17 protein-coding genes and 1 pseudogene are annotated in these 21,277 nt (G+C 64.4%); 11 read left to right on the top strand and 7 right to left on the bottom strand.

From position 1 onward, the window contains the following. Nucleotides 1-279: 279 nt before the first annotated feature. The 4 genes from AB0O71_RS14730 to solA form a co-directional block, all read right to left on the bottom strand. Nucleotides 280-777, bottom strand: a complete 498-nt coding sequence (locus tag AB0O71_RS14730; RefSeq protein ID WP_363517679.1) for an AraC family transcriptional regulator — start codon at nucleotides 775-777, stop codon at nucleotides 280-282. A gap of 632 nt (nucleotides 778-1,409) precedes the next feature. Next, nucleotides 1,410-3,062 carry an APC family permease gene (locus AB0O71_RS14725; RefSeq protein ID WP_234001605.1) on the bottom strand — a complete coding sequence of 551 codons (1,653 nt, stop codon included), beginning with the start codon at nucleotides 3,060-3,062 and terminating at the stop codon, nucleotides 1,410-1,412. Beyond that, entirely contained in the window at nucleotides 3,059-4,441 is a 1,383-nt protein-coding gene (locus tag AB0O71_RS14720) for an NAD(P)/FAD-dependent oxidoreductase (RefSeq protein ID WP_280569240.1), read from the bottom strand. Before AB0O71_RS14720 ends, AB0O71_RS14725 begins: the two co-directional genes overlap by 4 nt. A 99-nt stretch (nucleotides 4,442-4,540) precedes the next feature. Further along, complete coding sequence (solA, locus tag AB0O71_RS14715; protein ID WP_234001607.1) at nucleotides 4,541-5,701, bottom strand: N-methyl-L-tryptophan oxidase; 1,161 nt, start codon at nucleotides 5,699-5,701, stop codon at nucleotides 4,541-4,543. Nucleotides 5,702-5,938: 237 nt separating this feature from the next. Between solA and AB0O71_RS14710 the strand changes: the two genes are divergently transcribed. Next, nucleotides 5,939-7,075: a tyramine oxidase subunit B gene (locus AB0O71_RS14710; RefSeq protein WP_234001608.1), complete on the top strand. Its 1,137-nt coding sequence runs from the start codon at nucleotides 5,939-5,941 to the stop codon at nucleotides 7,073-7,075. Between the two features lie 587 nt (nucleotides 7,076-7,662). Here the strand turns inward: AB0O71_RS14710 and AB0O71_RS14705 are convergent. After that, entirely contained in the window at nucleotides 7,663-9,045 is a 1,383-nt protein-coding gene (locus AB0O71_RS14705) for an NAD-dependent succinate-semialdehyde dehydrogenase (protein ID WP_363746500.1), read from the bottom strand. A gap of 312 nt (nucleotides 9,046-9,357) precedes the next feature. Between AB0O71_RS14705 and AB0O71_RS14700 the strand changes: the two genes are divergently transcribed. The 4 genes from AB0O71_RS14700 (at nucleotide 9,358) to AB0O71_RS14685 (ending at nucleotide 12,751) form a co-directional block, all read left to right on the top strand. After that, nucleotides 9,358-10,116, top strand: a complete 759-nt coding sequence (locus AB0O71_RS14700) for an enoyl-CoA hydratase/isomerase family protein (RefSeq protein ID WP_363746498.1) — start codon at nucleotides 9,358-9,360, stop codon at nucleotides 10,114-10,116. 4 nt (nucleotides 10,117-10,120) lie between these two features. Further along, nucleotides 10,121-10,969 (top strand): 3-hydroxyacyl-CoA dehydrogenase family protein, encoded by an 849-nt coding sequence (locus AB0O71_RS14695; protein WP_363746496.1) that lies wholly within the window; start codon nucleotides 10,121-10,123, stop codon nucleotides 10,967-10,969. 68 nt (nucleotides 10,970-11,037) lie between these two features. Beyond that, nucleotides 11,038-12,291: an aminotransferase class III-fold pyridoxal phosphate-dependent enzyme gene (locus tag AB0O71_RS14690; RefSeq protein ID WP_363746494.1), complete on the top strand. Its 1,254-nt coding sequence runs from the start codon at nucleotides 11,038-11,040 to the stop codon at nucleotides 12,289-12,291. An 88-nt stretch (nucleotides 12,292-12,379) separates the two neighbouring features. Next, nucleotides 12,380-12,751 carry a hypothetical protein gene (locus AB0O71_RS14685; RefSeq protein WP_363746492.1) on the top strand — a complete coding sequence of 124 codons (372 nt, stop codon included), beginning with the start codon at nucleotides 12,380-12,382 and terminating at the stop codon, nucleotides 12,749-12,751. A 240-nt stretch (nucleotides 12,752-12,991) separates the two neighbouring features. Here AB0O71_RS14685 and AB0O71_RS14680 read toward each other — a convergent pair whose 3' ends face one another. Further along, on the bottom strand, nucleotides 12,992-13,876 hold the full coding sequence (locus AB0O71_RS14680; RefSeq protein ID WP_079941030.1) for a LysR substrate-binding domain-containing protein: 885 nt from the start codon (nucleotides 13,874-13,876) through the stop codon (nucleotides 12,992-12,994). 253 nt (nucleotides 13,877-14,129) lie between these two features. Here AB0O71_RS14680 and AB0O71_RS14675 point away from each other — a divergent pair, with 253 nt between their 5' ends. The 6 genes and pseudogenes from AB0O71_RS14675 to mobF all read left to right on the top strand — a co-directional run. Beyond that, a complete protein-coding gene (locus AB0O71_RS14675; RefSeq protein WP_363746490.1) occupies nucleotides 14,130-15,296 on the top strand; it encodes a CoA transferase in 1,167 nt (388 codons plus the stop codon). Next, complete coding sequence (locus tag AB0O71_RS14670) at nucleotides 15,293-16,495, top strand: acyl-CoA dehydrogenase family protein (protein ID WP_363746488.1); 1,203 nt, start codon at nucleotides 15,293-15,295, stop codon at nucleotides 16,493-16,495. Before AB0O71_RS14675 ends, AB0O71_RS14670 begins: the two co-directional genes overlap by 4 nt. Before the next feature lie 12 nt (nucleotides 16,496-16,507). Next, complete coding sequence (locus AB0O71_RS14665; RefSeq protein ID WP_363746486.1) at nucleotides 16,508-17,665, top strand: FAD-dependent oxidoreductase; 1,158 nt, start codon at nucleotides 16,508-16,510, stop codon at nucleotides 17,663-17,665. Between the two features lie 36 nt (nucleotides 17,666-17,701). Next, entirely contained in the window at nucleotides 17,702-18,871 is a 1,170-nt protein-coding gene (locus AB0O71_RS14660; protein WP_363746484.1) for a thiolase family protein, read from the top strand. Nucleotides 18,872-19,393: 522 nt separating this feature from the next. Further along, a complete protein-coding gene (locus AB0O71_RS14655) occupies nucleotides 19,394-19,954 on the top strand; it encodes an AraC family transcriptional regulator (RefSeq protein ID WP_363746504.1) in 561 nt (186 codons plus the stop codon). A gap of 81 nt (nucleotides 19,955-20,035) precedes the next feature. Continuing rightward, nucleotides 20,036-20,959 (top strand): annotated as a pseudogene (gene mobF / locus AB0O71_RS14650) (MobF family relaxase); the annotation flags it as partial. On the opposite strand, the gene AB0O71_RS14645 reads toward mobF, so the two are convergent. Further along, complete coding sequence (locus AB0O71_RS14645; protein WP_363746482.1) at nucleotides 20,847-21,167, bottom strand: hotdog domain-containing protein; 321 nt, start codon at nucleotides 21,165-21,167, stop codon at nucleotides 20,847-20,849. The pseudogene mobF and the gene AB0O71_RS14645 overlap by 113 nt on opposite strands. Nucleotides 21,168-21,277 lie beyond the last annotated feature (110 nt).

Below are 21,277 nucleotides of genomic sequence, written 5' to 3'. Positions count from 1 at the left end.
GGCCCAAGGCGGGTAATGCTGCGGGCCAGTACCCTCTTCCCGGAACCGAGTACCAACTAGGTGGACGAGGAGTACCTTAAACGACTACTCGCCAGTTGATCGAGATCATTCATGTTGCTAACTCCTTCTCACCTTGGGTACTGGCGATAAGGTGCGACGAGGAGAACAGAAGACGCAAGTGACGTTCGGAGGGTACCGTTCGTCAGGCGTAGCAGTGACCCCGACACTATGGAATATCCGGCTTACCGCTAATCACTTCCAAGATGGAAGTGTCCTCTTTCAAACTGCCTCGCTACGGGCCCCAAGACCAACGATTTCGGCCCCCAAAGTCACAGAAGTATCACGCCGACGCGCGATCCGATATTCGTGAGGCGAGACTTGCATAACTGTACGAAAAAGCTTCGAGGCATGCGAACTACTTCTCCATCCGACAAGATGAATGCAATGCTCGACTGTGCTGTCTGTCTCCTGCAGCAACCTTGCCAACATCTCAACCCGGATCAATTGCAATCGGGTTCTTGGCGGATAGCCCCAGGCTCGAGTGCACAGTGTAGAGAGATGACCCGGCGAGAGATTAACTCGCCTGGCCAGCTCTCTAAGTGTCCACTCAAATTCGGGCCTCTCACGCAGGAGCGTTTCGACCTTTAGTACCTCAGGTCTGATCGGCGTCGGGCGCGTCGCACGGAGCCTTTGGTCGGACCCGGCGGGCGGAAATGCCTCCGGTCCACCAATACTGCGTGAAATTGCGTTTGCAAGGGTGAACCAGTGTGCCTGCATCTGGTTTGAATGTATGACAAAATCACTCGTTCTGCTCAGCGCAACCATTCCGTCGAGAATCGGTGCCAGTTTCTTAAGGCGTTTGCCAAGCCGCACGATAATTCGCATGTCACCGTATAAACGTTCAGCAAAGACGTGCGCCTCTGCGCGGTGAGAGAGTCGGCCGCGATACTGCCAATAGACTAGATCAAGCGCATATTCTGGGTCTAAGTAGATGCATGTAATTGAGGCTTGGGGCACTGGGACCACATGGAATACCGTCTCTGCGGGGAGAACTGTAATGTCACCGGTGTGCGCAAGGGTTTCATAGTTGTCAACCAACACGCGTAAGCTACCGCTTCGGACCGCAACAATCTTGATTTCACGGTATGCGGTTCTCTCGGTTGCTGATTTCAGGACATGATGCCGGGCCATGAGTGGAACTCTCGTTTCCACCAGTAAAACGTCCTTGCTCCGAGGTGAACTCTTCACCTGTGTCGGCCACGGCGATAGTGTGGGCATCGCACCAGATGATTAGGGATAGGAAATTCCTAACCGCCCGACGCCTACCGCTATTGGTCCTCTCCTATGTTATTTCTATGCATTGAACATGCAGACTGTATTGCGGTAATAACACTTTTGAGTAACCTTGACTAGCGTCCGGTTTCATGTTGCAAGTGCTCTTCTCGCTCTGCTGAGGCGTGATCTGCTGCGGCATCAAAAGGTGTCATATCGGTTTCCTGGCGTACCGATCCGACTTCGATTTCCTTGCCTTTGAAGAATCCTGGGTTTATGAGGGAGTAGATCACCATTAGGATGATGCCGCCGCCGATAATGGCGACGCCGGCGACGAAGACGACTCCGACGCCGCCATCGGTAGAGCCGTCGGGGAGGGTGGTGCTGAAGAGCATGTTCCCGGACCCGAAGTCGGGGTCGGTGGCGGAGTCGTACAGCGTCTTGACGAACATGACGACGAGCGCGATCCCGCCCAGCAGCGGGAGGAAGAAGCGCCGGAAGAAGTTCCCAAGGCTGGCGAACCAGGTGCCGCGGAAGTACCAGAACGCTGCCAGGCCGGTGATGCCGTAGTAGAAGCAGACCATGATGCCCATCGCGGTGATCGTGTCCCAGAGGGCGTCCTCGGACACGAGGCGCATGAGCACGTAGAAGGCGACCGAGGCGACCGCCGCCCACACCGTCGCGGCACCCGGTGTCTGGTACTTGGAGAGCTTGCCGAAGGTTTTCGGCACAGCCCCGTAATGCGACATCGCTTGCAAGGTCCGGGAAGGGGACACGAGCGTCGCCTGGAGCGCCGAGGCTGAGCTCGCGAAGACGGCGAGCGACATCACCAGGGCGAACGGTCCCATTACCTCGGGGGCGAGGGCGGCGAACAGCGCTTCTTGGATGTCCGGGTTTCCGGCCCCGAGTCCCGTCGTGCCGATGCCGGCATAGCTGAGCAGCACGATCGTGACGGTGAGGTAGGTGATCACGATCATGGCGATGGTGAGCAGTGCGGCCCGTCCGGGGGTGCGGCGGGGATCTTTGGTCTCCTCGTTCATCGTGAGGATGACGTCCCAGCCCCAGAACATGAAGATCGACAGCGAGAGGCCGGCCATGAGTACGCTGAAGCTGAACCCGTCGGATCCGAGGAGCGCGGGGTTGAACCATTCCAGGCTCACCGGGGTGTAGTCGTAGGCTTCGCCATTCGCGATCTTGACGACCGCTGCGATCACGAACCAGGCCAGGGCGATGGCCTGCAGGCCGACGAGCGCGTATTGGACGCGCTTGGTCTCCTCGACGCCTCGATACGAGATGTACGCGGCGATCCCCGTTAGGATCGCGACGACCGGGATGTTGACCCAGAGATTGTCCGTGAGGTCGGCGATGTCGGGGCTCCCGAACATCTGCGACAGCGCGATGAACAGGAAGTCGACGGCGACCGCGGCGAGGTTCGACAGCACCAGCGCGGTCGACGCGACGAGCCCCCACCCGCCGAGCCAGCCGATCCAGGGGCCGAACGCGCGCGATGACCATGTGAATGTGGAGCCCGAGTCCGGCATCGAGGTGTTCAGCTCCCGGTAGCCCATGAGCACGAACAGCATCGGGATGCATCCGACCAAAAGGATGAACGGGGTCTGCAGCCCGGCCACCGAGATCGTCGGCCCGTTCCCGGAGGTCATGGTGTATGCCGGGGCGATGCTCGCGATTCCGATGATCGCCCCGGCGAAGGCGCCGATCTTCCCTTTCTGAAGACCTTTGAGTGTCAGGCTCTTGGTGGTCGCGGCGGGCTCGCGCTGTGCGGTGGTCACTGTGCTGCGCGGTCCGCCTCGAGGATGCGGGCGGCGGTGTCCTGCCCGATGCGGACGGCGCCGTCGACGTGCTGGTAGCCGAAGCCCTGGATGTCGGAGCTGGCGAAGAAGATCGGGCCGACGGGCTGGTTCTGGGTCGCGCCCCAGCGGCTCAGGCCGCCGAGATCGTAGCTGGTGCCGTATGCGCCCCGGGTCCACTCCTCGGCGCCGAAATCGGAGAGGTAGAACGCGAGCGGGTTGCGCGCCTCGTCGCCGAGGTACTCGGCGAGGGAGTTCAGGATCGTCTCCCGGCGCTCTTTCTCGGGCAGCGCCCAGACCTTCTCCGCGTCGCGCTCCACGATGAATCCGACGAGGGTGCCGCGCTCGTCGCCGTGATTCGTGTTGTCGTAGATGTCCTGGACGACGTTGTAGTAGCCGAAGCCGGTGCCGGAGAGGCCCTGCTCGCGCCAGAACGGGCGGTCATAGGAGGCGTGGACCTTGATGACGAGCCCCATCGAGTGGTGCTGGTGCGCGACTTGCTGGGTGCGGGGGAGGGCCGGTACGTACTGGATGCGGGAGTACAGGTTCGGCGGTACCGCGAGGATCGCGTGGCGGGCACTCACGCGGATGTGGTCGGTGATCGCGATGACCGTGGCGGGGGCGCCTTCGCCGCTGTCCTCCCAGTGAAGCTCGCGCACCGGGTTGTCGAGGAAGACATTGTCGGGGCCGAGTTCTTCGGCGATGCGGATGGAGACGCTCTGCATGCCGCCGACGACGCGCTTGTCGAGGAGGATGTCTTCGTCCACGAGGTTCTCGAACGACCCGGCCGAGGCGCCGAAGAAGATGGCCTGCAGCAGGGAGAACGAGTGCTTGGGCTTGGTGAGCATCGCCCCTGAGATGAAGTTGCCGATGATGAGGCGCGCCTCGGCGTCGTCGCTCTGGGTGCGCAGCCAGGCGTCGAAGGTGATCTCGTCGTACTCGGCGGCGCGGGGGTGCTCCCACGGGGCGGCCGGGTCGACTTCGAGGGAGAGTCGGGTGAGTTCTGCGCGGAGCTTGAGCATTTCCTCGAGGGTCTCCGGCTTCACGGGGAAGTCGCCGGTGAAACGGTGGCGGTTGCCCTCCTTGTCGATGAACACCGAATCGCCGTCGCGGTGGCGCTGGAAGAGCTCGAGTCCGAGTTCCGCCGCGAGATCCTGGATCGCGGTCTGCTCGGGTGCGATCCACTGGCCGCCGATCTCGAGGAAGGTGCCGTCGATCGTGTCCGACCAGGTGCGGCCGCCGACGCGGTCGCGCGCTTCGAGCACGGCGACCGTCTTCCCGGCCTGGCTCAGGCGCCGCGCCGCGGTGAGGCCCGCGGGACCGGCGCCGATGATGACGACGTCGCGAGTGATTTCCTGCATGGTGTTTCTCCTTCTCAAGGGGTTCTCATGGATATGGCGAACTGTGCTCCCGGCGCGTGCGCGGTGCGCCGCGGCAGGAGCCCCGGACCGCCTGTGTGGTTAGTGGTCGAGCGTGCGGTAGTGAGCGGCGAGGCTGAACCGGCCGGGGTCGTAGAGTTCGCTGGCGCCTGCGTGGATGAGGTCAGCGGCGATGCGGCCGAGGACGGGCGCGAACTTGAAGCCCCGTCCCGACAGCCCGGACACGACGACGCGGCTGCCGTCGGGCGAGGCGTCGATGATCGGGGTGAGATCGGCCGTGTAGCTGTCCGGGTGGATGCTGTGGCGCACCGGCTCCGGGTGCAGGCCCGGGAAGTACCAGGTCGCCAACTCGGAGGTCTGCGCGAGCTCTGCCCGGGTGTGCTCACGCTGCAGCTGCGCGACGTCGTCGACGAGCGGCCAGTCCGGGAACGCGGCGCGGCTGATCTTCACGGCGTAGCCTTCGAGGCTCGGGGCGCCGAACAGGTGGGTGGTTCCGCGGTCCCGCACGAAGACGGGGAACCGTTCGGGAAGGAACTGGTCGACGCGTTTCGGCATGAACCACGTGAGCGGCACACTCTTCACCTTCGTGAACGTCTTCAGCTCAGGGAGGACCTGCTGGCTCCAGGGGCCGGCGGCGATGACGACCTTCTCGGCGAGAATGTCGCCGCGGGTGGTGCTCACGAGGTGCCGCCCGTGCTGCTCGTCGATGCCGAGCACCCGAGTGCCGTCCCAGATCTCGGCGCCTCCGCGCTCGGCGAGTGATGCCGCGGTGAGAATGGCGCGCTCGGGGCGCAGGCCGCCGCCGCCGAGATCGAGGATCGCCTCGTCGCCGTCGTCGAAGTCGTGCTGCGGGAACCTGCTGAGCAGCTCGCGCCCCGCCAGATGTTCGTAGGGGAGGGCGAATCGCTCGGCGGCCTCGAGGGTTCCAGCGATCTTCGGGGAAGCACCGGGGGCGATCGTGAGCGCGCCGACCTGCAGGTAGATGCTCTGCCCCGATTCCCGCTCGAGTTCTCGCCACAGCTGCTGCGACCGGACGAGCAACGGAGTATAGTGCTCGCCCTCGTAAGCTGCGGTGCGGAACAGGCGGGACTCCCCGGCGTACGCGCCGTACGCGTGCGCGACGCCGTACTGCTCGATGCCGATGATGCGTCCCGGCACCAGCTTCGACAGCTGCCACGCGGCCATGGCGCCTACGGTGCCCATTCCGATGACGGCGACGGACGCCTGCTCAGCGCTGGACATCGATCCTCCTCGTGCGGCACGGCACCGTGCAGCCGTTGCGAAAGTAGCTGGTGACCTCAGTGTTCCAGGTCGATGCAGGGAATCGAAGAGCCCCGCGATACCAGTTCCCGCATGATTCATGCGCTATCAGTCTGAATGAAAGCGGCTCTTTTGCATTCCGGGCACGTTATCGAGGGTTAGCATCGCAATATCGAATACGGCACCTCGCGGTGAGGCCGCGGGCAGGAAAGGGCAACGATGCACGACACTTCTCTCCGGTTGCGGTACCTCAGCGAGCCCGAGCTCATCGACGTCGGCGCCACGGACATGGTGCGCTGCATCGACACGATGTGCGAGGTCTTCTCACTGCTCGCGACTGGCGACTACCGCATGGGCGGCCCGAATCACAGCTCGCACGGGATCAAAGTCGACTTCCCGCTCGAGCCGGCGTTCCCTGGCATGCCGCGCCACACGTCGGACCGCCGCTTCATGGCGATGCCGGCGTACATCGGCGGGAAGTATCGTGCGACCGGCCTCAAGTGGTACGGCTCGAACATCGAGAACACCGAGAAGGATCTGCCCCGGTCCATCCACCTCGTGGTCTTGAACGACACCGAGACAGGCGCTCCGATCGCCGTGATGCCGGGAAACCTGATCAGCGCCTATCGCACTGGTGCGGTCGTCGGAGCCGGCGCCCGCCACCTCGCCCGGCCGGACGCCGACTCGGTCGCGGTGATCGGCCCCGGGCTCATCAACCAGGTCGCGTTCCGGGCGATCCTCGAGGCACGGCCCGCCATCGCCCGCGTCCGGATCGCGGCGCGCTCGCTCACGAGCCGGAACGCGCAGCGCTTCGAGCAGCTCGTCCGCTCCGAGTTCCCCCAGATCCAAGCGGTGGAGATCGTCGATTCGATCCGGTCGGCGGTCGCCGACGCCGACATCGTCACCGTCGCCGCGACCGGTCTGTCCGGCACCGCGAACTACCCGGTCATCGACCCGGAGTGGCTGCGCCCGGGAGCGTATGTCGCGGCGACCTCGAACATCCAGGTCGATGCCGGGTTCCTGAGTGCTGGAGCTCGCAACGTCGTCGACCACACTCCGCTCTATGAAGCCTACGTCGCGAACTTCAGCCGTCCGTACCACGAGCAGCTCGGGGCACTCGGCGTCAAATACCAGGACATGCTCCTGGAGGGGCGCCTGACCGCCGCCGACATCGCCGAGTTCGGGGACATCGTCGACGGCCGAGCACCCGGCTACGATCCGGCGCGGCCGTCATTCTTCTCCATCGGCGGGATCCCGGCCGAAGACGTCGCCTGGGCGACCGAACTCCTCTGGGAGGCGCAGCGCCGCGACATCGGCACGGTGCTGCCGATCTGGGATCAGCCCGCCCTCGGCTAGAGGCGGGTGCGGTCGAGCCCGGCGCTCCTGACCGCGGCACGCGGATCGAGAAACCGTCGGGCTCGACCGGCCGAGACGCTAGACCGCGTCTCGGGCCGCATCGCTCGGCACAGCGATCACCGGTACCACCGAAATACGGATGTTCTTCATCGCATCGGTATGAACGAACATGCGCGCGAGGATTCATGCTGTTCGACCCGTCGACTAGCGTCTCGCCCGCTCGCCAGCCCACTTGCTGGTTCGCCGATGTCAACCACGGAGGCTTCGAGGACCAGGTGACCCGTCAACTCCGGCGCCTCTTCGAACGCTGCGTGCGCGGTCTCGCCTTTCGGGTGCCCAAAGGTCGTCTTCGGCACGTCATGTACCCGCGGGGCCCTGAACACGGTCTCTGAACGCACGTCAAATGAAGCGACTCGGAATGCCGCTCATGCTGCGCGTACGGCACGCCCGGCCCCATCGGCTCAGAGATCCGAGCCCTGCCCGAGGTTACTTCTTGTGAGTGCAGCCTGGGCATGGGGATGGGGCATGCGAAGTGGCGGAGTGTATCCCCCGAATCGCTCCGGTGGTGCACTCCGCCACGCGGCGTACTATTTCGTGGCCCCAGGGACGCGGACGAGCTTCTTGTTGGCAAACTCGTTGATGCCGTAATGCGCGAGCTCGCGGCCGACGCCCGAGGCCTTGACCCCGCCGAACGGGAGATCCGGGGCTGTCTTGCTCGTGCTGTTGATCCAGACCATGCCCGTCTCGATCCGGTCGGCGACCCGTTGCGCCCGTTCCAGGTCGCCCGAGAAGACCGTGCCGCCCAGACCGAACGGGGAGTCGTTGGCGATCCGCACCGCCTCCTCCTCGGACGCGGCGCGGTGCACGACCGCGGCCGGTCCGAACAGCTCCTCCGCGTAGGCGCGCATGTCTTTCGTCACGCCCGACAGCACGGTCGCCGGATAGTAGGCGCCCGGTGCGTCAGGGGCCTCCCCGCCCAGGTGGACTTTCGCGCCGCGGTCGATGGCTTCGTCGACCAGCTCGACGAGATCCCGGCGGGCGGCGGTGGAGGAGAGCGGGCCGAGCTTCGTCTCGTCCGACGACGGATCGCCTGTGGCGTACGCGCGGCTCTGCTCGATGAACTTCTCGAGGAACGCGTCGTACACCGCGTCCAGGACGATGAAGCGCTTGGACGCGGTGCAGGCCTGGCCGCCGTTGGCGAAGCGACCGACCGCGGCCGCGGCGGCTGCCGCGTCGAGGTCGGCGTCGTCGAGCACGATGAACGGGTCGGAGCCGCCGAGCTCCAGCACGTACTTCTTCATATGCCGCCCGGCGACCTCGCCGACCGCGGAGCCCGCCCGCTCGGACCCGGTGAGGGAGACGCCCTGCACACGCGGATCGGCGATCATCTCGGCGATCTGATCGTTGTTGGCGAACACGTTCGCGTAGACGCCATCGGGCAGCCCCGCCTCGCGGAACACCCGCTCGATAGCGAGGGCGGACTGCGGGCAGTTGCGTGCGTGCTTGAGCAGGATCGTGTTGCCCAGGATCAGGTTCGGGGCCGCGAACCGCGCCACCTGGTAATAGGGGTAGTTCCACGGCATGATACCGACAAGGACGCCCACCGGCTCGGTCTTCACGACGGCGGTGCCGGGGCCGGAGATGTCGAGCACCTCGTCCGCGAGGAACTGCTCGGCGCGGTCCGCATAGTAGTCGTAGATGTTCGCGACGAGGTCGACCTCGCCACGCGCCTGGACGATGGGCTTGCCCATCTCGAGCGTGATGAGCGCAGCCAGCTCTTCCCGCTGTTCGCGGTGGAGCGCGGCGATGCGCTTGACCAGGGCGACCCGCTCTTGCAACCCGCGATCCCGCCACTGCGGATAGGCTCCCGCGGCGCGATCGAGCGCGTCCCGGGCCTCTTCGTCGGTGAGCTCGGGGAACTCGGCCACCTGCTCGCCGGTTGCTGGATTCACGGTCGTGTAGACACCCATGTGCGACGACGCTCCTTCATTGTTCGGTGTGTGATCGCGGAACTCCGCGCGCACCAGTGCACACGGATCCTCGACAATCACTGTCGCTCACTATTCATGTCGCGTCCAATACCAAATCCGCCCCCGCTCATGCACTGGCATCAATAATGCTCTCTCGCGCCCAGTGGGACCCTCAGTGAGTATTTATGACGAAATCGTCATTGAATGAGAGCTATTGGGTATTTGTGTGTTATTGGATTTCGCAGCAAGCTGGGACATGACATACACCAGGACTGAGTGTGCCTGGACGCGATCTGAGAGAGGTGGGGCTTGGTGGAAACGCTCACAGTCGAGCACAACGGCGATCGCACGATCGTGCGATTGGACCGGCCTCAGACACTGAACTCGATCGACCAGGCCATGGTGGATGATCTCCACGAGGTCTGCGACCAGCTCGAACGCGAACCGCGCATCCTCATCCTGACGGGGGCCCGCACCGACAAGGGCGGCATCTTCGCCTCCGGCGCGGACATCTCCCAGCTGCGCGACCGGCGCCGTCATGACGCCCTGCGCGGGATCAACTCGAGCATCTTCGCGCGGATCGCTGCCCTGCCGATGCCGGTGATCGCCGCGATCGACGGCTATGCCCTCGGCGGCGGCGCCGAGCTCGCCTACGCCGCCGACTTCCGGATCGCGACGACGCGGGTGAAGATCGGCAACCCCGAACCCAACCTCGGCATCATCGCCGCCGCGGGGGCATGCTGGCGACTCGTCGAGCTCGTGGGCGAGCCCGTCGCGAATGAGATCCTGCTCGCCGGCCGCGTCCTCACCGCAGACGAGGCGCTCTCGATCCGGCTGGTCGGCGAAGTCTGCGAGCCGGACGAGCTCCTGGACCGGGCGAACGCGCTCGCGGACCGTATCGGCGGTTTCGACCCGCTGGCGATCCAGGTGACCAAGCAGGTGATCCACGCGCCGCGGGCGGCGCACCCGGTCATCGACAACCTTGCGCAGGCGCTGCTCTTCGAATCCCCGGAGAAGACCCGGCGCATGGATGATTTTCTGCTGAAGCGCAACGCGCGGAAAGGACGCTGAACCCATGGCATTGCCGAATCACATCGCCGTCGTCGGAGGCGGACGGATGGGGGCGGGCATCGCGCTCAGCTTCGCCGTCGGCGGATCGCAGGTCACCGTGCTCGAACGCGATGCCGCGTCGGTGGACGCCGCCCGGGCACGGCTCGATGACATCGCGCAGAAAGCGGTCGCGAAGGATCCAGCGGCCCCCGCCCTTGACGTGATCCTAGGACGCCTCGTCGTGTCCGAGGACTACGGGCTCCTGGGAGAAGCAGACCTCGTGATCGAGGCGGTCCCCGAGGACTTCGAACTCAAAGTGAACACCCTCCGCGCGATCGAGGAGCGCGTCACCGAGACCACCGCGATCGCGACGAACACGTCGTCGCTGTCGGTCACGAAGCTCGCCGCAGAGCTCTCCCACCCGTCCCGCTTCCTCGGGCTGCACTTCTTCAACCCGGTTCCCGCCTCCACGCTGATCGAGGTCGTCGTCGGCGAGCAGACCGGCGTCGGCCTCGTCGCCGCAGCGCGCGAGTGGACCGAGGGGCTGCGGAAGACCCCCGTCGTCGTGCATGACGCACCCGGCTTCGCGAGCTCCCGGCTCGGCGTCGCCCTCGCACTCGAAGCGATGCGGATGCTCGAAGAGGGCGTCGCATCCGCCGAGGACATCGATGCGGCGATGGTGCTCGGGTACCGGCACGCCACCGGCCCGCTCAAAACCACCGACCTCGTCGGCCTGGACGTGCGGCTCGGCATCGCGGAGTACCTCGCCTCCACGCTCGGCGAGCGCTTCGCACCCCCGCAGATCCTGCGCGACAAGGTCGCTGCCGGAGAGCTCGGGCGCAAAAGCGGCGCAGGCTTCTTCGACTACAGCTGAACACTCGGGTCACACACCGCACCCCAACGGCTGGCCCGAACCCCACACACGATCCCAGGAGGATGCAGATGCCCCAGACCAACGCCCTGTGGAGCGCCCAGGCGCACATGCCGACCGTGCTCTCGAACCCGCAGACCGTCATCGTCGAAGGCGACGGCGCCTACATCACCACTGCGGACGGGGACCGCCTCCTCGACGCCGCCGGCGGCCTCTGGTACGCCAACGTCGGCCACGGCCGGGACGAGATCGCACAGGCCGCCGCCGAGCAGATCCGCACCCTCGAGACCTGGCACATCTTCGGCCGGTACGTGAACCAGCCGGCACTCGATCTTGCGAACAAGATCGCGACGCTCGCCCCATTCGACGACGCCAAGGTCATCTTCACCAGCGGCGGATCCGACTCCGTCGATCTGGCGCTCAAACTCGCACGCCGTCACCAGCAGCTCCAGGGACAGCCGGAGAAGCTCACCGTCGTATCCAGACAGGACGGCTACCACGGCCTCCACGCCTACGGCACCAGCGTCGCAGGCCTCTCCTTCAACCGCGACGGCTTCGGCCCCGGCACCCTCATCCCGGAGACGCTGCTCGTCGATCAGTGGGACATCGACGCCGCCGAGCGCACCATCCGCGAACACGGCGGAGAGAAAATCGCCGCGTTCATCGCCGAACCCGTCATGGGCGTCGGCGGTCTCGTCCCGCCCCCGGCCGGCTACTTCGAGCGGATCAAGGAACTCGCGAAAGAGTTCGGTTTCCTCATCATCGCCGACGAAGTCGTCACCGCCTTCGGCCGTCTCGGCACCTGGACGGCGTCCGAACGCTTCAACCTCGAACCCGACATGATCACCTTCGCGAAAGGCATCACCTCCGGCTACCTGCCCCTGGGCGGCGTCATCGTCGCCCCCAGGGTATCCAGCCAGTTCTACGCAGGCGACGACGCACCCATCTTCCACCAGGGCCTCACCTACTCCGGCCACGCGACCGTCGCGGCCGTCGGACTCAAGAACCTCGAGATCATCGAGCGAGAGAATCTCCTCGGCCGCGTCCGCGAGCTCGAGCCGGTCCTCGCCGAGGAACTCGAACAGCTCCGCGATCACCCCGGCGTGAAAGACGTACGGCACATCGGACTCATGGGCGGCGTCGACCTCGCCGACGGCATCTCCGGGCTCGACGTCGTCGCCGTCCTCGAAGGCCGCGGCGTGCACCTGCGGAACCTCCCGAACAACATCCTCCAGATCTCCCCGCCCTTCATCGTCACCGCCGACGAGATCCGCACCATCGTGCGCGGCATCCGCGACGCCCTCGACACCGTACAGAGCGGATAAGGCAGGCGGCGACCCTGCGGGGAAGACAGCCGGCACGACCCGATGTCCTCCCGCGCCGGGAGGCTCCACCACTGAATAAGGAACACGCATGAACACATGGAAGAAGCGGGCCCCGAAGACGCTGCTCGCCCTCACCGGGATCGCGGGACTCGTACTCGCAGCGACCGGCTGCAGCTCAGGCAGCTCAGACGGCTCCGGCGGCAAGATCACCTTCGTCGGCTACGGCAACGAAACGCAGGAATACCAGCTCGAAGCGTTCGGTGAGCCCTTCGCCGAAGACACCGGCACCCAGGTCGTCAGCGACTCACCGATCGACCTGGCCAAGCTCAAGGCGATGGTCGACTCCGGGAACAATAGCATGCCGCTACTGCGGCGAAGGCTTTTCTATTGTCTGGCTAAGCTGGACTGTGTATTTCCCGCCCAGAGGGCAGTCTTGTTGCCGGACTGTGCTGGCCAGTGATGCCGGGTACTGGGGAATCGCTCCGGTCAGGGCTCACTGGGCGAGAGATTCCATACGTGCTGTAGGCGAAGAAATATTCGCTAAACTCGTCCCTATATGCGTTCCCGGCCTTAATGATGCTTCGGAAGGCCTCTAAAGGTGCGAACCGGGCTTGGCTGGGAGCACCATGTAACGCTCGTGACCGCGGACCGCTTGTGCATATCTAACAGCAACTGGGTGCTAGCCCATAAACAAGTGCTGTCAGAGGACTTCGTCGGCGAGTGCCAGCACCGTGGCGAGTGCGGGGTTCCGCGAATCGGCGCGCCAGGCCATGCGCAGGAGCACCTCGTCGAATGGGTCTGCGACCGGGAGGAAGGAGAACCCGTCGGTGTGGGTGTTCTCTGCGACCGATGAGATCGTGAGATGAATGCCGACCTCGGCTGCGACGAGTGACAGCGCCGTCCAGGTGTCGGGGGCGACCTGCGCGATGAGGGGGTCGAAGCCGGCGGCGTGGCTGAGTCGGAGCAGCCGGTCTGTAAGTACTGATCCGGGCTGCGGGGGGAGCGTCACGAAGTAGTCGGCGGAGAGCTGATCCATGTGGACCGAGTCAGCGCCGGCCAAGGTGTGGGTCTTCGGGACGGCGACGACGAGTTGCTCGTTGATCAGAGTGCGGGTTCTGATGCCGGCTGGGACGTAGTCCCAGCGGCCAATGGAGATATCCGCCTCATCGTTCAGGAGTCGGTTGATGGCGGGCTGGGCGAAGTTCTGGCTGGAGAGCTCGAGGGATAGGTCTGGATGTTTGAGACGCGCAGCGCGGGAGAGCTGGCCGACGAGAATCTGTGTGGAGGCGCCAGCGAAGGCGATACCGACATGCCCGAGTTCGCCGCTCTGAGCGGCGCGCACATCGTGCGCGGCATGCTTGAGTTCGTTGAGAATGCGGCGGGCCGGGCCGAGCAGAGCCTCCCCGGCCGCAGTGACCTCCACGGAGCGCGTCGTGCGGTGGAACAGCTCCGCGCCCAGTTCCTTCTCCAGTGCCTTTATGGTGCGGCTTACCGGAGGCTGCGCCAAATGGAGGCGTTCGGCCGCTCGCCCGAAGTGCAGTTCTTCCGCGACGGCGACGAATGCTCTGAGGTCCTGAATTTCCACTCGCCAATGATAGCACGAGGATCATATATCGTGTCGTATTTGCTTCATTTCAGGTCTCAGTGCGACGAACGATTGGAGAGAGACATATGTGCTGAAGGTATCAATAACATGAAAATAGGTATTTGACGTGCACTAATCGCGCCTGACAAGGTGAAAACATCGAAAACGGTTCAACGGAAGAACGGTCCCGAGGTAGACGGTGGAAGATCACAACAGACTTGAAGAACTACTCGCGCGTTCGGGGCAGGGGCCGTTGAGTGGCACAATCATCGCCGACTTTGGCCGAGTGTTGGCAGGGCCCTACTGCACGATGCTGCTGGCCGACATGGGGGCGACAGTCATCAAGGTCGAGAGTCCGATCGGGGACGAGACCCGTGCTTGGATGCCGCCGGAGCATGAGGGCAAGTCGACTTACTACCTCTCGATCAACCGGAACAAGCTGTCGATCGAACTGGACTTCAGCGACCCCGGGGATCTCGCGACCGCACGCGAGCTCGCAGCTCGCGCGGACGTCGTAATCGAGAACTTCAAGCCCGGCGGTCTCGAGAAGTTCGGGCTGGACTATCAGAGCGTGGCGGCTCAGAACCCGGACGTGATTTTCACCTCGATCACCGGGTTCGGTACCGCGGGCGGGGCGAGCCTTCCTGGATACGACCTGCTCGTCCAGGCTGCCTCCGGGCTCATGAGTCTCACCGGGGCGCCGGAGACCGAGCCGTTCCGTGCCGGCGTCGCGGTCGTCGATGTGTTCACGGGTATGCACGCCTGCATCGGTATCCTCGCCGCCCTCAACCACCGGCGAGTGACCGGTGAAGGGCAGCGGGTGGAGGTCAATCTGATGAGCTCGGCACTGTCGGGCCTGGTGAACCAGACCGGCGCTTACGCCATCGCAGGCGTCGTTCCGACCCGCATGGGCAACGAGCATCCGAGCATCTACCCTTACGAGCCGATCGCCACCGGAGACGGGGAGATCGTGCTCGCGATCGGCAACGACAGGCAGTTCCGGGTGCTCTGCCGGGAGCTCGGCACGCCGGAACTCGTCGAGGATCCGCGCTTCGCGTTCGCGCCCGACCGCAGCCGCAACCGACTCGATCTGCGTCCGCTACTCGAAGCCGCGCTCTCGCATGCGACCGCCACGGAGTGGTTCGAACGGCTCACCGCAGCGGGGATCCCGTGCGCGCCGATCCAGGACGTCGCAGCCGGTGTCCAGTTCGCCGAGCGCATCGGCCTGGATCCGATCGTTCAAGCCGGATCCGGGGATGACTCTCTGTCCGGGATCCGCAACCCCATCACCTTCTCACAGACCCCGGCGACCTACGACAAGGCGCCCCCCGAGCTAGGCGCAGATACCGAGCTGGTGCGGCGCTGGCTCGCGGGCTCCTCGCCGCTCGCATCGATCTCAGCAAAGGAAGCAACAGCATGAGTGCACTCAACAGGTCAGGCGTCAACGTGGATTTCTACGGCGTCGAGGACTACCTCGGCGAGGAGGATCGCGCGCTCGTCGCGAAGGTGCGAGCTTTCGTCGATTCTGAGGTCACCCCGATCATCAACGAGTACTGGGAACAGGCGGACTTCCCGTACCAGATCCTCCCAAAGCTCGGGGAGCTTGGCATCATCGGCACCGCGATCGAAGGGTACGGCTGCCCAGGCCTGACCCGGTTGCAGGCGGGACTGGTCGCCATGGAGCTATCCCGCGGTGACGGGAGCATCAACACGTTCAACGCCGTGCACTCCGGCCTCGCGATGGGGACGATCAACCTACTCGGCAGCGACGAACAGAAGCAGCGCTGGCTGACCCAGATGGCGAAGCTCGAGAAGCTCGGCGCGTTCGCGCTGACGGAACCCGATCACGGTTCCGACTCCGTGGCTCTTGAATCCAGCGCCCGCCTCGACGGCGACCACTACGTTCTCAATGGCTCGAAGCGGTGGATCGGCCTCGGCCACGTCGCAGATCTCGTCATCATCTGGGCGCGCGACACCGCCGACGACAAGGTCAAGGCGTTCATCCTGGAGAAGAACGAGGACGGCAGTTACCCGTCCGGATACCACGCGGAAGCCATCCAAGGGAAAATCGCCAAGCGCGCGATCCAGCAGGCGCAAATCACCTTCGAAGACCTTCGGATCCCCGCCGAGAACAAACTCGAAAAGTCTCAGTCGTTCCGCGATGTCGGGGCGGTGCTCAACCGCACCCGCAGCACCGTCGCCTGGGAATCGTTGGGACACGCGACCGCCGCCTACGAGGCGGCAGTGCAGTACGCGTCCGAGCGCGTCCAGTTCGGCAGCCCGATCTCACACTACCAACTCGTCCAGAACAAGCTCGCCAACATGCTCGCTGACCTTACAGCGATGCAGCTGGTCTGCTTCCGTGCCGGCGCCCTGCAGAACGAAGGCCGCCTAAGCAACGAGCAGGCCTCGCTCGCGAAAATGTTCACTGGCGATAAAGCGCGGCAGCTATGCCGCGATTCCCGCGACCTGCTCGGCGGCAACGGCTTGCTGCTCGAGAACCACGTCGCCCGCCATCTCACGGACATGGAAGTCGTCCACACCTACGAGGGCACCGATTTCATCCAGTCCCTGATCGTGGGCCGCGAGATCACTGGGGTCTCCGCGTTCAAGCGGTAAGGACGGAGCGAGATGAGCGAGTACATCGTCATAGGCGCAGGCCTCGCCGGCGCCGCCACCGCGTGGCGTCTCGCCCAACGCGGGCAAGACGTGACCCTGCTGGAGCGGACGGCACCAGCCAACCCGTACGGCAGCTCGCACGGCTCGGCGCGGATCTTCCGCTACGCCTACCCGAGCGAGCTCTACACCGGGCTCGTTATCCGTTCCAAGCCGCTGTGGGACGAACTCGAACGGGAGAACGGTGCACGTCTGATCGAACCCACCGGCGCCCTCGACCACGGCTCGGTGAACGACCCCGTCGGCCTCGCCCGTGTCCTCGACGCGCTGGGTATCGAGCATGAGCTACTGCCAGAGGCGGAGGCAGGGTCGCGCTGGCCGCAGTACCGCTTCGACGGCGAGGTGCTCTATCACCCCGGCGCTGGAGTGCTTGATGCCCGCAACACGGTCGAGGCCCTCGTTCGCCTGGCCGCCGCGACCGGGCGGGTCAGACTGCTCACGAACTGGACCGTCAGCTCTATCGAGCGGCGCACTGGCCGCGGCTTCCGCGTCGAATCCACGGTCGGCGACGTCGTCGAAGGCGAGAAAGTGGTCGTCGCGGCCGGCCCGTGGCTTCCAACCCTTCTGGACTCGCTCGCCCTGCCTGCCGGGTTCATCCACTCACTGCCGTCTTTCGAAGTGCGTGAGGAGCAGGCGTTCCACTTCCCCTACCGCGACGCCGACGCTTCCGGCGCACCCTACCCGGCTTGGCCGACGTTCATGCACGAGAACAAGACGGTCGACATCTACGGTCTGCCAGGCGGCCGCGACGCCGGATACCACGGCCTCAAAATCGCGCACTTCAACGGCGGACCCGTAATCCCGAGCATCCTCGACCGCACCGGCCAGATCCGGCCGGAGGCCAGGCAACGAGCTCGCGACTACGTCAAGGAATGGGTGCCCGGTGTCGAACCGGAGTCCTACGCCGAGGCGACATGCATGTTCACCAGCACGCCCAGCAGCGACTTCCTGATCGACGAGGCCGAAGGCATCGTCGTCCTGTCCGCCTGCTCCGGCCGCGGAGCGAAGTTCGCTCCGCTGCTCGGCGAGCTCGCCGCCGACCTCGCTACCGGCGCCGGGACCGTCCCTGACGAGTTCCGTGCCGGGCACCACTCCAGGCGCGCCGCAGCCTGACCCCGCCTTCATCACAGAAAGACCACGGTTCACCCCATGACCTCGACGTTCATCTACGACGCCGTCCGCACCCCTTTCGGCCGCGCCGCCGGCGCGCTCTCCGGGATCCGCCCCGACGACCTCGCCGCGGTCGTCATGAAAGCGGCCGTCCAGCGCACCGGCGTCGATCCCGCACGCATTGAAGACGTGATCTTCGGCGACGCGAACCAGGCCGGTGAGGACAACCGCAACGTCGCCCGTTTCGGCGCGCTCCTCGCGGGCTTCCCCTCCTCGGTCACCGGCGTCACCGTCAACCGGCTCTGCGCATCGTCCGTGGAGGCCGTGATCCAGGGGTCCCGGGCGATCGAGTCCGGGGATGCAGAGCTGATCCTCGCCGGCGGCGTGGAGTCCATGTCCCGTGCGCCCTTCGTCGTCGAGAAGTCCCCGAAGCCCTGGCCGGCGGTCGGCAACCAGACGCTCTGGAACACCTCCATCGGGTGGCGCATGGTGAACCGGGCCCTGCCCAAGCAATGGACCATCTCCAACGGCGAGTCCGCGGAGAAGATCGCCCAGGAGTGGGGGATCACCCGTGAAGCACAGGACGCGTTCTCGGTCCGCTCGCACGAGCTCGCCGCGAAAGCGTGGGCGGAGGGCCGCTACGACGCCGAGATCGTCCAGGTGCCCAGCGCTGAGATGGCCCGCGATGAGGGCATCCGCGACGGCAGCACCGTTGAGAAGCTCGCCGGTCTCAAAGCACTGTTCGCCGCCGACGGTACCGTGACGGCCGGGAACTCATCCTCGATCAACGACGGTGCTTCCGCGGTGCTGCTGGGCCGGGAGAATGCCATCGACGCCGAACCGCTCGCACGGATCACCGGACGCGCCGCCCACGGCGTCGACCCGGACATCTTCCCGATCGCCCCGATCGAGGCCGCGAACAAGGCGCTGGCGCGCGCGGGGCGGACCTGGGCGGACGTTGACCTCGTCGAGCTGAACGAAGCCTTCGCCTCACAGTCGCTGGCCTGCCTCAAAGGCTGGCGTGACCTCGACCCGGAGAAGCTCAACATCCACGGCGGAGCCATCGCCATCGGCCACCCCCTCGGCGCCTCAGGCGGCCGGATCATCGGTCACGCCGCCCACGAGCTCAAGCGCCGCGGCGGAGGAGTCGCAGTCGCCGCGATCTGCATCGGCGTCGGCCAAGGGCTCGCCGTCGTTCTTGAGCGGTAACGACAGCGGGTCGGAGGTGAGGATCGCAAAGACCGATCTTCTAACTCGTCGAAAGCCAGTGAGTATTGGGCGATGATTCGTGGTACCCGCGAGGTTTCGCGAACCAGATAAGTGTTATCGATGCACCAGCAGTTGCATTCAAAGCACGATTTCCTTCTGGCTCGCCGCCTATCGTCTCAAGAAGCTTCAAAGCATCGTTAGTTCTCAAAGGATCAGTTCGACTCATAGAGATTGCGGGATCATTGCAGGTTTCTGCGGGTGACCTCGTTGTGATCCCCCCCAGGCCATCACTTCGAAGGAATTACGAAGATTCCCGTTGAAGCCGTGATAGCAGCATTCCGCGTCGGCTTTGTCGTCGATCAAGTGCGGTGGGCACTTCCTGAGATTCATGAGGATCGCGCCGCGATTGCCTCGCTTCTGTTAGGGGCGTCTTCGGAACCTCGTGTTCGCCCAATATCTGAGGTCGAACAGAATGGACTAGCTGCATCCTTCACGCAACTCGAAGAAGCCTCAACGAAGTCGATGAGTATCGGCAAAGTGCTTGTGGCGGCTACAGAACTATTCTGGAAGCTCGAAGCGCTATCTGGTCTGATGAAGAGACGACGTCCCCGCGATGTTTGGAAACAACCAATTGGTTGCTGTGGAGTTAGGCCTGAAGTGCGCACTGCATTGGCCCTTCTGCGAAAAACTTATAGAGATGCTCCAGGAACCCTTGAGTTGGCACGCGTCGTATCACTATCGGACTCAGCGTTTCGTCGAGCGGTCACCAACGCAACGGGGGTTCCTCCCAGCGAATACCTGCGTCAGGTCCGACTGCAAGAATTTACGAGACTTGTGTGCCAGACCAACCTGCCGTTAGCGGAAGCAGCTCGTCGGGTCGGGTGGTCCTCAAGTTCGCACGCTCGAGCCTCCTTTTCGAAGGCGTACGGACTGTCACCACGTGGACTGCGAGAAACACTTCTCACCGACAATGCGATGCCAGAGGCAGTTCTGCAGAATTACCTCGGCGTTACAAGTTGTTTCGGAGGGGCAGCAACCACTCTTGATCTTGCCTTTCCGAGCGCAGGTGAATTCTTCAGATGACAACTGCCGCCCTCGCTCCCAGAAAGTGCGGATTGGATTGCCCTGGTGCCATACCCGCACCTGACTGATGTGACTGTTTCAATGCGAGTAATGAGCGCAGGCGATGGGTATCGCTATCTGCTCAACACAGTCGTCGTTGGCGACGGGGAACGTGACTTTACCGAGCCCCTCACCCGCTACTATCTCGAAGTGGGGACGCCGCCGGGGTTCTGGATGGGGTCCGGCATCGTTGGCTTCGGGACGGGGGCGCTACAGGCTGGCGGGGAAGTTGCCGAAACCCAGTTGCAGCTTCTGCTCGGACACAGCTGCGACCCCGTCTCTGGGGAACCTCTCGGGCGGAGACACACAGTATTCGCCCCTGTCGAAAAACGTATTGCTCATCGAATACGTCGGCTGCCCCTGAGTATCTCCCTCGATGAGCGGGCGGAGCAGGTCACGATGATCGAAGTCGAGGAACGCGCCAAGAAGGCGTCACGCCCCGTCGCCGGTTTCGATCACACTTTCTCAGTGCCGAAGTCGGTCTCCGCACTCTGGGCTGTTGCGGACGGGGGCACCCAGGCGCTGATTGTCGAAGCACATCACGCGGCAGTCTCGGAGGTGCTGGATCTGTTCGAGCGCGACGTCGCGATGACCCGCGTTGGCACGGACGCCGGTGACGGGTCAGTGGCGCAGGTCGAGGTACGCGGCGTTGTGGCCGCCGCCTACGACCACTACGACTCTCGCTCCTCGGATCCTCAACTGCATACCCATGTGGTGATCGCGAACCGGGTACAGGGCGCGCACGATGGGAAATGGCGCACGCTGGACGGGCGTCCGATCCACCGTGCCGTGGTCGCACTCTCGGAGCACTATAACGCGGTCCTTGCCGATCACCTCAGCCGCGACCTCGGCGTCAGCTGGGGGAGACGCGATCGCGGCCCGAGACGGAATCCGGGGTTCGAGATCGACGGCGTGCCCGACGAACTGCTGACGGAGTTCTCCTCCCGCTCCCGCGACATCGAAGAGACCGCCGACGGCCTGATCGCGGAATACATGGAGCAGCATCGACGTTGACGTAGACATTCTTGATTTCGGCGAGGATTGTGTTCTCGCAAGCCAATCGCATGCTTAGTGTGAAGCTCGAGGTGCCGACGTGAGAGCAAACCACAGCAACCTCGACGATGTCATCAAATCGTCCAGGTCGGAGGAACCGAATGTGGGGGGTCTGATGCACGTTTAGGTGACAGTTTGACCTGACCTACAGTTTGGTTTCCAGTCCCGGTCGCTAGCTTCAGGCGGATGTTAACTGCTTTGAGAGGGCGAGATCGAAGTCCGTGGGCGTTT

This window comes from Leucobacter sp. NPDC077196, assembly GCF_040687075.1.
Lineage (GTDB): Bacteria > Actinomycetota > Actinomycetes > Actinomycetales > Microbacteriaceae > Leucobacter.
Note: the sequence above shows the minus strand (reverse complement) of the source record. Positions and strands in the feature narration are given on the sequence as shown.